Source organism: Pseudomonas sp. 2995-3 (assembly GCF_002742565.1).
Lineage (GTDB): Bacteria > Pseudomonadota > Gammaproteobacteria > Pseudomonadales > Pseudomonadaceae > Aquipseudomonas > Aquipseudomonas edaphica.
The window spans coordinates 1-278 of record NZ_LJSB01000111.1; the positions used below are offsets into that span (position 1 = coordinate 1).

A 278-nucleotide genomic window follows, 5' to 3' on the forward strand; every position below is an offset into this window, starting at 1 on the left:
TTAGAAGACAGCTTTAAAGAGGTACATGGAGAAAAAGAGAAAAAAGAAAAGGAAATTTACGAATTAGAAGCCAAATTAAGAGAAGTAATTAAAAAGGAAAATGAAATTAGTAAGGAATTAGAAAAGTTCCAGGAATCCCATAAATATGTTGCGGAAAATTTATCCGGGGAGAAGCAAGCTTCTAGAATGTTAGATAATGAAATGGACTGGTTTACACGTAACGTTCAAAAGGAAGCTGAAAAAAGAAAAAAGAAGGGATAGAAAATGTTTAAAAATAA

General features: G+C 30.6%; 1 protein-coding gene. It reads left to right on the plus strand.

Translation table 11 applies throughout. The features are described from left to right. Positions 1 to 261, plus strand: a 261-nt coding sequence (locus AOA62_RS31720; protein WP_158235118.1) for a hypothetical protein, incomplete at its 5' end; no start/stop codon positions are given. Between the last annotated feature and the right edge of the window lie 17 nt (positions 262 to 278).